This is a genomic window from Methylosinus sp. Sm6 (assembly GCF_019802345.1).
GTDB lineage: Bacteria > Pseudomonadota > Alphaproteobacteria > Rhizobiales > Beijerinckiaceae > Methylosinus.
Map to the genome: position 1 here is coordinate 120,930 of NZ_JAINDZ010000008.1, position 15,783 is coordinate 136,712.

At 65.9% G+C, this 15,783-nt stretch carries 14 protein-coding genes; 8 read left to right on the forward strand and 6 right to left on the reverse strand.

Annotated features, from left to right (window positions below; all coding sequences use genetic code 11):
* The first annotated feature begins 141 nt into the window (after positions 1-141).
* The 5 genes from K3F48_RS07840 (at position 142) to K3F48_RS07860 (ending at position 6,943) form a co-directional block, all read left to right on the forward strand.
* On the forward strand, positions 142-1,758 hold the full coding sequence (locus K3F48_RS07840) for a SagB/ThcOx family dehydrogenase (RefSeq protein WP_222574863.1): 1,617 nt from the start codon (positions 142-144) through the stop codon (positions 1,756-1,758).
* Positions 1,755-3,473: an ATP-binding protein gene (locus K3F48_RS07845; protein WP_222574864.1), complete on the forward strand. Its 1,719-nt coding sequence runs from the start codon at positions 1,755-1,757 to the stop codon at positions 3,471-3,473. Before K3F48_RS07840 ends, K3F48_RS07845 begins: the two co-directional genes overlap by 4 nt.
* Before the next feature lie 196 nt (positions 3,474-3,669).
* The gene (locus K3F48_RS07850; RefSeq protein WP_222574865.1) at positions 3,670-5,454 is read left to right on the forward strand and encodes a glucan ABC transporter ATP-binding protein/ permease; all 1,785 of its coding nucleotides are present in this window, start codon (positions 3,670-3,672) and stop codon (positions 5,452-5,454) included.
* 155 nt (positions 5,455-5,609) lie between these two features.
* Positions 5,610-6,467, forward strand: a complete 858-nt coding sequence (gene dapD / locus K3F48_RS07855; protein WP_222574866.1) for a 2,3,4,5-tetrahydropyridine-2,6-dicarboxylate N-succinyltransferase — start codon at positions 5,610-5,612, stop codon at positions 6,465-6,467.
* Positions 6,467-6,943 (forward strand): hypothetical protein, encoded by a 477-nt coding sequence (locus K3F48_RS07860; protein ID WP_222574867.1) that lies wholly within the window; start codon positions 6,467-6,469, stop codon positions 6,941-6,943. The genes dapD and K3F48_RS07860 overlap by 1 nt, the downstream gene beginning before the upstream one ends.
* Before the next feature lie 5 nt (positions 6,944-6,948).
* Here the strand turns inward: K3F48_RS07860 and K3F48_RS07865 are convergent, their stop codons facing one another.
* Positions 6,949-7,188, reverse strand: coding sequence for a zinc ribbon domain-containing protein (locus K3F48_RS07865; protein WP_222574868.1), 240 nt, complete (start codon positions 7,186-7,188; stop codon positions 6,949-6,951).
* A gap of 159 nt (positions 7,189-7,347) precedes the next feature.
* Between K3F48_RS07865 and K3F48_RS07870 the strand changes: the two genes are divergently transcribed.
* Complete coding sequence (locus tag K3F48_RS07870) at positions 7,348-8,550, forward strand: GNAT family N-acetyltransferase (protein WP_222574869.1); 1,203 nt, start codon at positions 7,348-7,350, stop codon at positions 8,548-8,550.
* Positions 8,551-8,631: 81 nt separating this feature from the next.
* Here K3F48_RS07870 and K3F48_RS07875 read toward each other — a convergent pair whose 3' ends face one another.
* Both K3F48_RS07875 and galE read right to left on the reverse strand, forming a co-directional pair.
* A complete protein-coding gene (locus tag K3F48_RS07875; protein WP_222574870.1) occupies positions 8,632-10,131 on the reverse strand; it encodes a phosphomannomutase/phosphoglucomutase in 1,500 nt (499 codons plus the stop codon).
* A gap of 264 nt (positions 10,132-10,395) precedes the next feature.
* The gene (galE, locus tag K3F48_RS07880) at positions 10,396-11,385 is read right to left on the reverse strand and encodes a UDP-glucose 4-epimerase GalE (RefSeq protein ID WP_222574871.1); all 990 of its coding nucleotides are present in this window, start codon (positions 11,383-11,385) and stop codon (positions 10,396-10,398) included.
* Between the two features lie 125 nt (positions 11,386-11,510).
* Between galE and K3F48_RS07885 the strand changes: the two genes are divergently transcribed.
* Complete coding sequence (locus K3F48_RS07885; protein WP_222574872.1) at positions 11,511-12,392, forward strand: UTP--glucose-1-phosphate uridylyltransferase; 882 nt, start codon at positions 11,511-11,513, stop codon at positions 12,390-12,392.
* A 319-nt stretch (positions 12,393-12,711) separates the two neighbouring features.
* Here the strand turns inward: K3F48_RS07885 and irrA are convergent, their stop codons facing one another.
* Positions 12,712-13,203, reverse strand: a complete 492-nt coding sequence (irrA, locus tag K3F48_RS07890) for an iron response transcriptional regulator IrrA (RefSeq protein WP_255608614.1) — start codon at positions 13,201-13,203, stop codon at positions 12,712-12,714.
* A 204-nt stretch (positions 13,204-13,407) separates the two neighbouring features.
* Here irrA and K3F48_RS07895 point away from each other — a divergent pair, with 204 nt between their 5' ends.
* Complete coding sequence (locus K3F48_RS07895) at positions 13,408-14,577, forward strand: lytic murein transglycosylase (RefSeq protein ID WP_370631376.1); 1,170 nt, start codon at positions 13,408-13,410, stop codon at positions 14,575-14,577.
* Positions 14,578-14,647: 70 nt separating this feature from the next.
* On the opposite strand, the gene K3F48_RS07900 is transcribed toward K3F48_RS07895, so the two are convergent.
* Together K3F48_RS07900 and fdhD are read right to left on the reverse strand one after the other, a co-directional pair.
* A complete protein-coding gene (locus K3F48_RS07900; RefSeq protein WP_222574873.1) occupies positions 14,648-14,869 on the reverse strand; it encodes a formate dehydrogenase subunit delta in 222 nt (73 codons plus the stop codon).
* Complete coding sequence (gene fdhD, locus K3F48_RS07905) at positions 14,859-15,689, reverse strand: formate dehydrogenase accessory sulfurtransferase FdhD (protein ID WP_222574874.1); 831 nt, start codon at positions 15,687-15,689, stop codon at positions 14,859-14,861. The genes K3F48_RS07900 and fdhD overlap by 11 nt, the downstream gene beginning before the upstream one ends.
* Between the last annotated feature and the right edge of the window lie 94 nt (positions 15,690-15,783).

Genomic DNA, 15,783 nt, shown 5'->3' on the forward strand with positions numbered 1-15,783 from the left:
ATTGCGGCGCAGCGAAGCAGGCATGATCCTTGAATCCCCTTCGGTCATGTCAGGGAGTTGGAACATGGCGCATCCGCTGCGGCCGGCAATCAAGAATCATACCCGGGCGCGGGCCTCCGCCGGCCGCGGGGGAGGACGGCCGTGAGCTTCGATCGCGACGCTATTCCGGAAGATATCCGTGGCTATCACCGCCGCACCAAGCATGCGCCCAATCGCTATGCGATGGGGCCCGGCTTTCTCGATTGGGCGTCGCAGCCCAATCCGTTCCGCCGTTTCGCCGGGGCGCGCCTCGCGCCGCTGCCGCTGCTCGACCATGAGGAAACGGCGGCCTTCCCCGGCCCCGCGGCCGCCGCGGCGCCCGTCGATGCGGCGGCGCTCGGCTTGTTCCTCGAGCTCGCCTTCGGCCTCAGCGCCTGGAAGAGCTATGAGAACTCGACCTGGGCGCTGCGCAACAATCCCTCCTCCGGCAATCTCCACCCGACCGAATGCTATGCACTGCTCGACTCCCTCGCCGGGGTGAGCGAGGCGGCCGGGCTCTATCATTATGCGCCGGCCGAGCATGCGCTGGAGGAGCGCGCGGCCTATGAGGCGGCGCACGTGCTGCCGCGCGGGGGCTTTCTCTTGGCGCTCTCCTCCATCGCCTGGCGCGAAGCCTGGAAATATGGCGAGCGCGCCTATCGCTATTGTCAGCTCGACGCCGGCCATGCGATCGGCGCGGCAGCTCAAGCCGCCTTTGCGCTCGGCTGGCGGGCGAGCGCGCTCACCGAGCCGTCGGACGCCGAGATCGCGGCTCTCATCGGCCTCGATCGCGAGGACGCCGCGCATCGGCGCGAGCCGGAGCATCCCGATCTCGTGATGTGGATCTCGACCGAGGCCGCGCCCGCGGCGCCGGCGCTCGATCTCTTTGCGCTCATCGACGCGCCGCGCGCATTTCACGGACAAGCGAACCGGTTGAGCGAGGATCACGACGGTTGGCCGGTGATCGATCTCGCCGGGCAGTTCTGCCGCAAGCCGCGGCAGGCGACGAAACCAACGCCGACGCGGGGTCAATGGCCGGCGCCCATAGCCCCGCGCGTCTCCATCGGCCGCGCCGTGCGCAAGCGGCGCAGCGCGCAGCGCATGGACGGCGCGACCTCCATGCCGGCGGAAATTTTCGCCGCAATGCTCGCCGCGACTCTGCCGAGCGAGAGCAATCTTCTCTCGGCCTTTCCCTGGGCGACCTCTCTGACCTTGATCCTGTTCGTGCATCGCGTCGACGGCGTCGAGCCGGGCATTTACGCGCTGCAACGCGACAGCGATGTCGCGGCGCGGCTGCGCGCCGCTTGCCGCAAGGAATTCGAGTGGTCGCTCATCGATCTTTCCGGCCTGCCGCTCTATCGGCTCTATGCCGGCGCGGCGGAGAAGGCGGCGACGAAGCTCGCCTGCCTGCAGCCGATCTCCGGCAAGGGCTGCTTCAGCCTCGCGATGATCGCCGATTTCGACCATGCGCTCGAGGAGGACGGGCCCTTCGCCTATCGACGCCTGCATTTCGAGGCCGGCCTCATCGGTCAGGCCCTCTACCTCTGGGCGACGGCCTGCGGCTTCGCCGGAACCGGCATCGGCTGCTTCTTCGACGACGAGGCGCATGAGCTGCTCGGCCTCTCGCAGGACGCGACGCAGTTCCAGGATGTCTATCACTTCACCGTCGGCGGAGCGATCGACGACGCCCGCATTCTGACGCTTCCCCCCTATCCGGACGAGAGACGAGATCGGCGATGAACATTCAGATCGAACGCCAATATGTCGAAGCGCTGATGCAGCGCTATCCGGCGCATGCCGGGCTCGCCGAGCAATTGCGCTTCAGCGACCGCGTCGAGATGGAGTTCTCGCATCTTTCCGACGAGGAATTGACCTTCCTCGAAGGTCTCTATCGAGAGGCGGGCCCCGACATGCGCGCCCGCGCCGCGCAGCTCGCCACCTTGCGCGAGGCGCTGAAGGCCGGCGGCAGGCGTTTCGAGGCCTCGGAGCTCGAGCAAGTGCTGCCGGCGATGGTGAAATACCTCACCGCCGACGCCATTCGCGGCTGGCTGTTCACGGCGAGCGTCGCGTCGAAGCCACTGCCCTATGTCATCACCCGCTTCGATTATGTGCCGGCCTCCAACGACGAGGCGGGCAAGGTGATGATCGAGCTGAAGTCCAACGCCAAGGGCGTGCTGACGACCAACGCCATCCGCATCATGGCCGCGGATGCGAACGGGCGGACGATCAACGAGATTCTCGCGGCGAAGGGATATATTCGCGAGACGGCGGAGCTGGTCGAGGCCTTCGACGCGGCGACCGAGACCTATTTCGACTGGCGCGGCCGCTATGGCCAGCAATTCACCGGCCGCGGCACCGGCTTTCACGCGGAAGACCCCAATTCCTCGCATCGCGACACCGACTGGTCGCGCAAGGATGTCGTCGTGCTGTCGACGAGCGGCGGCGACGCGCGCCTCGTCAATGACGAGGCGATCCTGACCGCGCGCAGCCTGACGCTGGAATCGCCCGGCGACGTGCTCGGAAATTTCATCCGCAAGGCGGCCAAGAGCAATAAATATTCGGTCGAGGACGAGCTGGCCGAGCTGCAGACGCAAATCCCCGAGGGATTGTTCAAGCGCATTCCGGTGCACCCTTACATTCTGATGTTCCATCTCGATCTGCATCACCATGTCTGGGTGCATGTCGACGAGATGAAGCTCTATGAATATAAGCCGGCGCTGAAGCAGAAGCTGGTGCTGCCGGCCGAGCAGACCGATCTCATCGACATTCTGACCGCCGAGATGGACGTGCTGATGGACGACATCGTCGCCGGCAAGTCCGGCGGCACCACCGTGCTGTGCGCGGGCCCGCCCGGCGTCGGCAAGACGCTCACCGCCGAGGTCTATTCGGAGATCATTCAGCGCCCGCTCTATCGCGTGCATTCGGGCCAGCTCGGCCTCAATGTCGCGACGATGGAGACCGCGCTGAAGGAGATTCTGACGCGCGCGCAGCGCTGGGGCGCGGTGATGCTGATCGACGAGGCCGATGTCTATATCAAGCGCCGCGACGACAATATCGCCATGAACGCCGTGGTCGGCGTGTTCCTGCGCGTGCTCGAATATTTCAACGGGCTGCTGTTCCTCACCACCAACCGCGTCGACGATATCGACGAGGCGATCGTCTCGCGCTGTATCGCGCTCATCAAATACAACCCGCCGGACGATGACGCCAAGCGTCGCATCTGGCGCGTGATGGCCGAGCAGTTCGCGCTTTCGGTGAATGAATCGCTGATCGATGATCTCGTTGCTGCGTTCCCGCAGGCGACAGGTCGCGACATCAAGGGCCTCGCCAAGCTGACGGCGAAATTCTGCCATCAGAAGCAGGTCGCGCCGGACCTCGCCGTATTCCAGCGCTGCGCCATCTTCCGCGGGCTGGATGTGATGCGCGTGGGGGAGATGAAGACCGCGGCGGAGTGAAGAGACGCGGCTCGCCCAGCGCCGTCATGGCCGGGCTCGTCCCGGCCGTGGATGGCCCCCCCCGCGGAGGGCGGTCGGACCCCGCGCGCTCTGCGGGAAGTGGGAGCGCTTCCCGATGCGGCTTCCCGATGCGGCTTCTTGCGCCTGCGCCCCGCCCGCTGTAGACGGCGCTGACCGCGCTTCCATCTAATCAGCCATGTCCGTCCTCTCCGCCTATGTTCGCGTGCTGACGCAGCTGAAGCCCGAGGCTCGGCTCGCGGCGAGCCTCGTCGCGGCCAATCTCGCCGTCGCCATCGCGCAATTCGCCGAGCCCATGCTGTTCGGCCGCGTCATCGACGTGCTCACCAAGGCGCAGGTCGCCGGCCAGCGCCTCGCCTGGAGCGCTCTTTTGCCGCTGCTCGCGGCGTGGGCCGGCTTCGGCCTGTTCTCCATCGCCGCTTCGGTGCTAGTCGCGCTGCACGCCGACCGGCTCGCCCATCGCCGCCGTCTCGCGGCGATGGCCGGCTATTTCGAGCATGTGCTCGATCTTCCCTCGAGCTTTCATTCCGGCGCGCATTCGGGGCGTCTGCTCAAGGTGATGCTGGAAGGCGCCGGCGGCATGTTCGGCCTGTGGCTGTCCTTCTTCCGCGAGAATTGCGCCTCTTTCGTCGCTTTGTTCGTGCTGCTGCCGGCGACGCTCCTGGTCAATTGGCGGCTCGCCCTGCCGCTCATCGTCCTCGTCGGCGCCTTCGGGCTGCTCACCGCTTTCGTCCTGCGCCGCACGCAGGAGCTGCAGAGCGCGGTCGAGCGGCATCATTCCGATCTCGCCGAGCACGCTTCCGACACGCTCGGCAATGTCGCCGTGGTGCAGAGCTTCACCCGCATCGACACCGAGACGCGGGCCCTCCGCCGCATCATCGACGAATTGCTGGCCGCTCAAATCCCCGTGCTCTCCTGGTGGGCGATCGCCGCGGTGGCGAGCCGCGCCTCGGCCACGCTCACTCTGCTGGTCATCTTCCTGCTCGGCGCCTGGCTGCATCTGCAGGGCCTCGCCTCGATCGGCGAGATCGTCGCCTTCATGAGCTTCGCCACGATGCTGATCGGGCGGCTCGAGCAGGTCGTCGGCTTTCTCAACGTGCTGTTCCTGCTCGCGCCCAAGATCGGCGAATTCTTCTCTATCCTCGACACGCATCCCGACGTCGCCGACCGCGCCGGCGCGCGCGAGATGGCCCGGCTCGAGGGCGCCGTCGTCTTCGACACTGTGAGCTTCTCCTATGGCGGCGGCCGGCTCGCGCTGCGCTCCGTCTCCTTTTCCGCGCGGCCGGGCGAGACCATCGCCCTCGTCGGCGCCACGGGATCGGGCAAGTCGACGACGCTCGGCCTGCTGCATCGCGTCTTCGATCCGAAAGAGGGGCGCATCCTCATCGACGGCGTCGACATTCGCGACATGACTCTGGCGTCGCTCCGCCGCAATATCGGGGTCGTCTTCCAGGAGCCGATGCTGTTCGCCCGCTCGATCGAGGAGAATTTGCGCGTCGGCAAGCCGGATGCGACGCAAGAGGAGATCGCGCGCGCCGTGGAGCTGGCGCAGGCGCAGGGTCTGGTGGCGCGCCAGAGCGACGGGCTCGCGACGCGCATCGGCGAGCGCGGCCGCACGCTCTCGGGCGGCGAGCGTCAGCGCCTCTCGATCGCTCGCGCGCTGCTCAAGGACCCGCCGATCATGATCTTCGACGAGGCGACCAGCGCGCTGGACGCGACCACCGAACGGCTGCTGCAGAAAGCGCTGGAGGCGGCGACGCGCGGCCGCACCACCTTCATCATCGCCCACCGTCTCTCCACCGTGCGTCACGCGGACCGGATATTGGTGCTGGACCAGGGCGAGATCGTCGAGAGCGGGACCTTCGACGAGCTGGTGGCGCTGGGCGGCATATTCGAGACTCTCGCCCGCGCGCAATTCATCGGGGCGCAGGAGGCGGGGGCGGATGCGGGGCGCATCGAATGACGGGTTTGTGGAGAGGCGAGCCTGAAGGCTCGCGGTCCAGGGGCGCGCTTTGAACCGTCGCTCCTGGACGCTTCGAAATGCATATTCCATTTCCGCGATTGACAGGGCCGCGCCCTTGCCGCCTATAGCCGGCGATCCTTGGAGCCAGACCTTTCATGCCCCACACCGGTCTCGAGAACATCATCACCACCGCCTTCGAGGACAGGGCCAATATCGACGCCTCCACGCAGGGCGACGTCCGCCACGCCGTCGAGAGCGCGCTGCGGCTGCTCGATTCGGGCAAGCTGCGCGTCGCCGAGAAGATCGACGGCGAAACCGGCCCTTCCTCGTGGAAGGTCAACCAATGGCTGAAAAAGGCCGTGCTGCTGTCCTTCCGGCTCAATGACATGAGCGTGATCGAGGGCGGGCCGGGCGGCGCCACCTGGTGGGACAAGGTCCCCTCCAAATTCGCCGGCTGGGGCGCGGCCGAGCACAAGACGGCGGGTTTCCGCTCCGTGCCGGGCGCCATCGTGCGGCACTCGGCCTATGTGGCGCCGGGCGTCATTCTGATGCCCTCCTTCGTCAATCTCGGCGCTCATGTCGACGCCGGGACCATGGTCGACACCTGGGCGACGGTCGGCTCCTGCGCGCAGATCGGCAAGAATGTGCATCTCTCCGGCGGCGTCGGCATCGGCGGCGTGCTGGAGCCGCTGCAGGCCGGCCCGACCATCATCGAGGACGATTGCTTCATCGGCGCGCGCTCGGAGATCGTCGAGGGCGTGGTCGTGGGCAAGGGCTCGGTGATCTCCATGGGCGTGTTCATCGGCGCCTCGACCAAGGTGGTCGACCGCGCCACCGGAGAGATCCATATCGGCTATGTGCCGCCCTATTCGGTGGTCGTCTCCGGCAGCCTTCCCGGCAAGCCGCTGCCGGGCGAAAACTGGGGCCCGTCGCTCTATTGCGCCGTCATCGTGAAGACGGTGGACGCGCAGACGCGCGGCAAGACGGCGATCAACGAGCTGTTGAGGGACTGATGGCGCTCCCCGGACGCGACCGGCTCGTCTTCCTGTTTCGGACCGAGGCGGGCCGCATCGACCGCGCGAGCTGGCGGCTGGGCGTCGTGATTCTCGCCGCGCCGCTCGTCGTGCTGACGCTGGCGATGTGGGCGCTGCTGCCCTACACGGTCCACGATCTTTCGACGAGCCCGCTGTTCGTCTGGCAGACGATGGTCGCCTATTTCTACCTCTGCCTCTATGCGCTGGCGCTGCTGGTGATCGCGGCGAGCTATGTCAATCTCTCGGCCAAGCGGTTTCGCGCGCTCGGGCGGCCGGCGCCCGCCGGCCTCGCCGCTCTGCTGCCGCTGGCGGCGCTGCTCGCCGCCTCGGCGCATTTTCTGCAGCCGCATGTGGCCGACGCCATGCCGCGCTGGCAGGTGACGATCTTCGACGTGATCCTTGCTGCGGCGGCGCTGTGGAGCGCCTATGAGCTCGGCGTCCGCGAGGAGGGCTGAGGGCGTCAGCTCTTTTTCGGCGCCGCAATCTCCTTCTTGCTGAAATTGCTGAGATCGCCCTCCGCCGCCGCGGCGCGCCGCCAGGATTTGGCGATGGCCGGATATTTGATCTCGACTTGGATTTTCGCGACCGCCTGAGTCAGCTTCTCGCTGCCGCAGGAAGGGCACGCCGGCGTGTCCGAGGCGCGAACCAGAAGCTCGAATTCCGCGTGGCAATTCTCGCATTCATAGGAATAGAGCGGCATCCTGTTCCTCTTATCCGTATTTGTCGGGCGCGCCGCCCGGCCGGGGGCGGCGCCTAAATTTGATGCAAGCGTCGTGCCGCCGATTGCCGCCGCGCTCCGCTTCTGGAACGTCTTTCGCTTAGGGTAGTATGGAGCGCCCTCACCCCGCACACGCCGCCCATGACCACCGCCCGATACAAAGCCCGCTTCATCCCCTCGCTCGATCAGGTCGACGCGGGCGAATGGGACGCGCTCGCCAATCCGCCGGGCCTCGCCGCCGAGGAGGCCGAAGGGGAGCGCTATAATCCCTTCATCTCCAGCGCCTTTCTGCTCGCGCTCGAGCGCTCGAAATCGGTCGGCGCGCGCACCGGCTGGACGCCGCTCTACACGCTGCTCGACGATCCCGAGGGGCGGCTCGTCGCCGCCGCGCCCTCCTATGTCAAAATGCACAGCATGGGCGAATATGTCTTCGATTTCGGCTGGGCGCAGGCGTATGAGAACGCCGGCGGGCGCTATTACCCCAAGATTCAGGTCGCTGTTCCGTTCACGCCGGCGACCGGCCGCCGCCTGCTCGTCGCCCGCCACGCGCCGGAGGGCGCGCGCGAATCCCTGATCGCCGCGCTGCGCGCCTTGCGGCAGGCGGCCGAGGCCTCCTCGCTCCACGTCACCTTCGGGACGAAGGCCGAGACGCGCGCGCTCGAGGCCGCCGGCTTCGCGCCGCGCGTCGGCGAGCAGTTCCATTTCCTCAATGAAAACTATCGCGATTTCGACGATTTCCTCGCCGCGCTGTCCTCGCGCAAGCGCAAGACCATCAAGCGCGAACGCCGCGACGCGCTGGGCGACGATCTCTCCATCGATCTGCTCAGGGGAGCCGACATAAAGCCCGAGCATTGGGACCGCTTCTTCGCCTTCTACATGGACACGGGCGCGCGCAAATGGGGGCGGCCTTATCTGACGCGCGAATTCTTTCATCAGATCGGCGCGACCATGGCGGAACGCGTCCTGCTGGTGATGGCGCGGCGCGGCGACGAGCATATCGCCGGCGCCATCAATTTCCTCGGCGACGACGCCATTTATGGCCGCAATTGGGGCGCGCTGGAGGAGCGGCCCTTCCTGCATTTCGAGGTCTGCTATTATCAGGCGATCGAATACGCCATACGCCATGGCTACAAGCGTGTGGAGGCGGGGGCGCAGGGCGAGCACAAGCTGGCGCGCGGCTATCGGCCGGCGCCGACGCGCTCGGCGCATGATTTCGCCGATGCGCGGCTGCGCACGGCGGTCGACGAGTTTCTCTCCCGCGAGAAGGTCGCGATCGACGAGGCGGTCGCCGATTACGAGGCCGGCCTGCCGTTCCGCCGAGACGGCGCGGCGGAGAGCGGATGAATCGATCAGATGCGAGCCTGAAGGCTCGCGGTCCAGGGACGCCTATGGACCGCGAGCCTTCAGGCTCGCTCTCGACCCCGATCAGATCGTCTGATTATAGGCGCCGACGCCGTCGCTCTGGCGCAGCACGGCGTCGATCGCCTGGAACATCTCGCGCATCCGCGCTTCCGACGCCGGGCTCTCGACGACGACCACCAGCTCCGGCTTGTTGGAGGAGGCGCGCACCAGCCCCCAGGTGCCGTCCGCGACCGTCACGCGCACGCCGTTCACGGTGACGAGATCGCGAATTTTCTGGCCGGTGAAGGCCTCGCCATCGGCCGCCATCTTCTGGAAGCGCGCCGTCACCTCTTCGACGACCTGATATTTGCGCTCGTCGGCGCAATGCGGCGACATGGTCGGCGAGCCCCAGGTCTTGGGCAGATCGGCGTAGAGGTCGGCCATCGACTTGGTCGGATTGCGGTCGAGCATCTGCAGCACATGCACGGCGGTCAAAATGCCGTCGTCATAGCCGCGGCCGATCGGCGAATTGAAGAAGAAGTGCCCCGACTTCTCGAAGCCGGCGAGCGCCTTCAGCTCGGTGACGCGGCGCTTGATGTAGGAATGGCCGGTCTTCCAATAATCGGCCTTGACGCCGCGGGCGATCAGCTCCGGATCGGTGGCGAAGAGGCCGGTCGATTTCACATCGACGACGAAGGTCGCGCCCGGATAGAGCTTGGCGAGATCGCGCGCCAGCATCACGCCGATCTTGTCGGCGAAAATCTCGTCGCCCTTGTTGTCGACGACGCCGCAGCGATCGCCGTCGCCGTCGAAGCCGAGCCCGACATCGGCGCCGCTCTCGCGCACCTTGTCGGCCATCGCGTGCAGCATGTGCAGATCTTCGGGATTCGGATTGTAATGCGGGAAATTATAGTCGAGCTCGATGTCGAGCGGCACGACCTCGCAGCCGATCCGCTCGAGCAGCTTGGGCGCGAAAGCGCCGGCGGTGCCATTGCCGCAGGCGGCGACGACCTTCAGCTTGCGCGACAGCGTGACATTGGAGGCGAGATCGTCGAGATAGATCTGGCCGAAATTCTCGACATAGCGATAGGAGCCGCCCTCGGCGAAGCGGAAGGCGCCGGAGAGCACGATCTCCTTCAGGCGGCCCATCTCCACCGGGCCGAAGGTGACGGGCCGCTGCGCGCCCATTTTCACGCCGGTCCAGCCATTGTCGTTATGCGAGGCGGTGACCATGGCGACGGCCGGAACGTCGAGCGCGAACTGCGCGAAATAGGCCATGGGCGAGAGCGCGAGGCCGATGTCGTGCACGCGCACGCCCGCCGCCATCAGTCCGGAGATCAGCGCCAGCTTGATCGAGGAGGAATAAGCGCGATAGTCATGGCCGGTGACGAGCTCGGGCACGACGCCCATCTCGTGGATCAGCGTGCCGAGCCCGAGACCCAGCGCCTGCACGCCCATGAGATTGAGCTCTTTCTCGAACAGCCAGCGCGCGTCATATTCACGAAAGCCCGTGGGCTTGACCAGCGGCGTCTGCTCATAGGCGAACGTATTGGGCGACAATTCGGCGACGGGCTTCGGGAACATCGTTTCTCCTCAGGCGTGACCTCGCTGCGCCAGCACATAAGCGAAAAGCGGCCCGACGCCAAACGCATTCGGCTTGCGCCGCTCCCGCGCGCGGCGCCATACGGGAAAATTGCGACATTCAAATTCCGTTCAGGCGCGATGATGCTGTATCCGGCGAGGCGAAAGCCGTTCATCCGAACCTGACCGCCACTTTTCGATCAGAACACTGGAGCCTTTCACTTTTTCAACACTTTGCAGCGTCTCGACCTGCGCGCAGGCAAAGCTTCAGGTCGGGGGCCGCTCGGCGATGCGCCGTTCCCAGTCCAGCGCCTGGCGCACGATCGTCGCGAGATCGTCGTAGCGGGGCGTCCAGCCGAAAGCGGCCTTGATCCGCTCATTGGCGGCGATGATCGCCGCCGGATCGCCGGGGCGCCTGCCGACGAGCTCGACCGGGAAATCGACGCCCGAGACGCGCTTCACCGTCTCGATCACCTCGAGCACGGAGAAGCCATGACCATAGCCGCAATTGCAGACGAGGCTCGTGCCGCCCGCGCGCAAATGGCGCAGCGCGTCGAGATGGGCGCGGGCGAGATCATTGACCTGAATATAATCGCGCACGCAGGAGCCGTCTTGCGTCGGATAATCCGTCCCGAACACTTGCAGCTTGGGCCGTAGGCCCAGCGCCGCCTGTGCGGCGACCTTGATGAGATGCGTGGCCTCGGGCGTCGACTGGCCGGAGCGGCCGAGCGGATCGGCCCCGGCGACATTGAAGTAGCGCAGGACGACATAACCGAGCCCATGCGCCCGGCTCGTGTCCTCCAGCATCCACTCGACCATCAGCTTGGAACGTCCATAGGGCGAGACCGGGGCGAGGACCGCATCCTCGGCGACGGGATTCGCCTGCGGATCGCCATAGACGGCGGCGGTGGAGGAGAAGATGAAGCGCTTCACGCCCGCAGCGACGGCGCTCTCCAGCAGGCTGCGCGCTTTCGCCGTATTGTTGAGATAATAGCCGAGCGGATCGGCGACGGATTCGGGAACGACGATCTTGGCGGCGAAATGGATGATGGAGTCGATCTGGTGATAGGCGAGAATGTCGCGCACCAGAGCTTCATCGCCGAAATCGCCGACGATCAGCGGCACATCGGCGGGAACGGCCGAGCGAAAGCCGGTGGAGAGATCGTCGAGCGCCACGACCTCTTCGCCGGCGTCGCGAAGCTCGAGCGTCATATGGCTGCCGATATAGCCCGCGCCGCCGGTTACGAGAATGGTCATGCGGCCATGCCTCTGCTGGAGACTTCCCTCGAGCGGAAATAAAGGGCAAAAGGGAGGACGCGCTCGAAAGCGAGCGCCGGGCGGCGACGGATCGCCGCAATGGCTACCGATGCAACGGATTACACATGAGCAAGCGCATTCGCAAGGCAGTTTTTCCCGTGGCCGGCCTCGGCACGCGTTTTCTCCCCGCCACCAAAGCCGTGCCGAAGGAAATGCTCACCGTGGTCGACCGGCCGGTGCTGCAGCATGTCGTCGACGAAGCGCGCGAGGCGGGCATCGAGCATTTCATCTTCGTGACCGGACGCAACAAGGCGGTCATCGAGGATCATTTCGACATTTCATACGAACTCGAAGACACCTTGCGCCGGCGCGGCAAGACCAAGGAATTGGAGGCGCTGGCCGCGGACCTGCCGCCCGCCGGCGCCACCAGCTTCACCCGCCAGCAGGCGCCGCTGGGCCTCGGTCACGCCGTCTGGTGCGCGCGCGACATCGTCGGCGACGAGCCTTTCGCCGTGCTGCTGCCCGATATGGTGACTTTGCCCAATGGCGCGAAGAAGACGCGCTGCCTGGCGCAGGCCGTCGCCGCCTATCAGACGCATGGCGGCAACATCATCGCGGTGGAGGAGGTTCCGCCGGAGGAGACCCATCAATATGGCGTCGTCGCCGTCGGCAAGGATTATGGCGACAGCTTCGAGATCGCCGGAATGGTGGAGAAGCCGCCGCGCGGAACGGCGCCGAGCAATCTGATGATCTCCGGCCGCTACATCCTCCAGCCCGAAATCTTCTCCATTCTCGAGAAGGGGGAGAAGGGCGCAGGCGGCGAGATCCAGCTCACCGATGGAATGGTGGCGCTCCAGGCGGCCCAGTCCTTTCACGGCGTGCGCTTCGACGGCCGGACCTATGACACGGGATCGAAGCTCGGCTTTCTCGCGGCCAATATCGCTTTCGGACTGGCGCGGCCGGACATCGCCGACGGGCTGCGCGCGGAGCTGAAGAAGCTGTTGTGATCGAGGGCGGTCGGATGACGACCCAGAGCAATCGGGTGAAGGATAAAACCCCAACCCTCGTCCTGAGGAGCCGCCGCGGGCGGCGTCTCGAAGGACGGCCGCGGGGCGCAATCAAAGGCTTCTCCCCGTTGCCGTCCTTCGAGACGCCCGCTTCGCGGGCCCCTCAGGACGAGGGTGATAGGGCTATAGTCATTCACCCGTTTGCCCTAGAGCGCTTGCCGATCGAACGGAATCGGTCGATCGATCAGAATTCGCTCAAACGAAAGAATACCGGAGCGCTATCCGATCCAATCGGATCGAATAGCGCTCTAATGCCCCCTCACCCTTTCCGCTTCGGCCGCAGGCGGATGATCACGTCGCAGCCGACGATCTCCATGCCCTCGGGCGGCGGCGGCAAATTGGCGAATTGGACGCTGCCGTCGGCCACGTCGAACATCTTCTTGCTGACCTCGTCCATGAAATGGTGATGCGGCGAGGTGCGCGTATGAAAATAGGTGCGCGGACCCTGCACGGCGATCTCGCGCAAGAGGCCGGCGTCGGCGAATTGGTTCAGCGTGTTGTAGACGGTCGACAACGACATTTGCAGGCCGGCTTCGCGCGCTTCGGCGTGCAGCGCCTCGGCGCTGACATGGCGGTCGCCATTGCCGTAGAGCAGCTTGGAAAGCGCGATGCGTTGCACCGTCGGCCGCAGGCCGGCGCTTCTCAGCTTGGCCTTCAGCTCTTCGTCGCCTCGCGTCGAGGCGGTCTTGGTGGGCCGCGTTCCCAGCTGGATCGGGGCGCGAAAATTCGTAATCATGGGTTGATGCGTCATTTTCGGTTCCGCCTCGGTCGTGCGTGCGGCTCCTTTTGGGGAAGTCGAATTATGTCAATAGAAAACGCCACGGCGCCGGCTGTCAAACGAAATGGCCAAAGGTGTAAAGATTCCAGAAAATGGCCCGCTGGCGAGAACTCGGCCCGCGTCGGCGGCAAGGGCGCATGGGCGCACCGCCTATTTCTTTCAGTTATAGCTGTTTTTATTGGTGTTCTCGGCCTTTGCTGCAGCGCCGCTGCGGCGCCGGAGGGCGCTGGTTTCGGCGCTTTCGTGCAGGATTTGTGGCCCGCGGCGCGCGACGCCGGCGTATCTCGCGAAATCTTCGACAAGGCCGTCGAAGGCTTGAGCATAGAGCCGGGCGTCTTGCAGCGCCCGCGCGCGCAAGCCGAATTTACTGTGACTATACCGTCATATTTATCCGGCGCGATCACGTCCGCCCGCGTCGCGCGCGGCCGCGCCCTCTCCGCCGAGCTCGCCACGCCGCTGGCGCGGATCGAAGAGCGCAGCGGCGCTCCTTCGGAAACGCTGCTCGCCATTCTCGGAGTGGAAAGCAATTTCGGTTCCGCGACGGGCGCGGCCGACACGCTGCGCGTGCTCGCGACGCTGGCCTATGGCGGCCATAGAGGCGCGGTCTTCGCCGACGAATTCGTGGCGGCGCTGGTGATGCTGAAGAACGGCTATGTCACGCGCGAACGGCTGCGCGGCTCCTGGGCCGGCGCAATGGGTCAGCCGCAATTCCTGCCCTCCGCCTATCTGAAATATGCGCAGAGCTATGACGGCGAGCGGCCCGCGGATATTTGGACCAACCGGCTCGATTCCCTCGCTTCGATCGGCAATTTTCTGAGACAGTCCGGCTGGGTCGCCGGCCTGCCCGCCGTCATCGAGGTCGTCGTGCCGCGCGACTTCGACTATGCGGCGCTCGATCACTATCTCTCGCAATGGCGCTCATTGGGGTTTTCGCGCGCGGATGGAGCCGCCTTGCCGGCGAGCGGCGCGGCGAGCCTGTTCCAGCCGGCGGGCGCCGCCGGGCCGGCCTTTCTCATCACCGAGAATTTCGAGGCGATCCGACAGTACAACACCTCGGACGCCTATGCGCTATCGGTGGCGCTGCTCGCCGAGCGCATCGGCGGGCGGCAGGCGCCGATCGCGGCCTGGCCGAAAGTCGCCGCGCTGTCGACGGCCGATTGCATGGCGATGCAGAGGCTGCTCGCCGCGCGCGGCTTCTATCACGGAACCATCGACGGCAAGCTCGGCCGCACGAGCCGCAACGCCGTTCATGCTTTTCAGCTGAGCGTCGGCATGCAGCCGGCGGATGGATTTGCGACGAAAGACGTGCTGGAGCGGTTGCAGCGCGGGAGGGCGAATAGCGAGTAGGGAGTAGCGAATAGCGAATAGAAAGCCGAGCTACGATCTATTCGCCATTCGCTACTCGCCACTCCCACCTCTATTTCCCCGCGAGCTTCAGCACCGCCTCGAGCGGCACCTTGTCGAGGCCTTCGCCGCCATGCTCGACATGGGCGATGATGCCGGCGCGCATGCGCGGGTCCCAGAATTTCTTCAAATGCTCCGCCGTGCCGGCGACCGCGTCCGAATGCCTTTGCGCGGCGAAGAACATGCCGATCTGATTGGCCATTTTGACGAGCTTGTCGGCGGTGCTATGCGACATGGGACGAGACCTGCTCCAGAATGCGTTCGGGATGGGTGAAGATTTCGAAGTCGCGGCCACGCACGACGGCGACCAGCGTCATGCCACATTTTTCCGCCGTGCGCACGGCGAGAGCGGTTGGGGCGGACACCGCGGCGATGATCGGCGCGCCGATGCGCGCGGCCTTCTGCACCAGCTCCACCGAGATGCGGCTCGTCATCAGAACGACGCCCTGCGCGGCGGGGACGCCCTGCCGCGCCAGCGCGCCGGCGAGCTTGTCGAGCGCATTGTGCCGGCCGACATCCTCGCGCACGACCAGCGCGTCATCGCCCGGCGCCCAGAAGGCCGCCGCATGGACCGCGCGGGTCTCGCGATTGAGCGGCTGCGCGCCGGGCAGGCGATCCATCGCCGCGATCAGCGCTGTTGCCGGAATGCGCAGCGCATTGTCGAGAACCGGCAATGGCCGGCTCGCCTGCTCGAGGCTCTCTATGCCGCAGAGCCCGCAGCCGGTCGGCCCGGCCATGGTGCGCTTGCGCGCCGCATAGAGGTCTTGTCGTCCCCCGCCGAGCCAGCTGCGCAGCTCTATGCCGGCTTCGGAGGAAATAATCTCGAACTCCCCGGCTTCATCGACGCTGTCGATCAGTCCTTCGGTGAGAGCGAAGCCGAGCGAGAAATCCTCGAGATCGGCGGGCGTCGCCATCATCACGGCATGGGTGGAGCCGCCATAGGTGAAGGCGATCGGCGTCTCCTCGGGAATGACGCGGGCGCTGTCCGACGCCGCGTCATTGCGCCGTGCGATGCACGGAACGCGGACGCTGGGCGCGGGCAGCTCCTCGGTCATCCTCGAATCTTTCTCCAGCACGCGCTCCTTCTCCCGCTTGCGGGAGAAGGTGGCCCCGCGAAGCGGGGTCGGATGAGGGTCCTTCGATCCGACC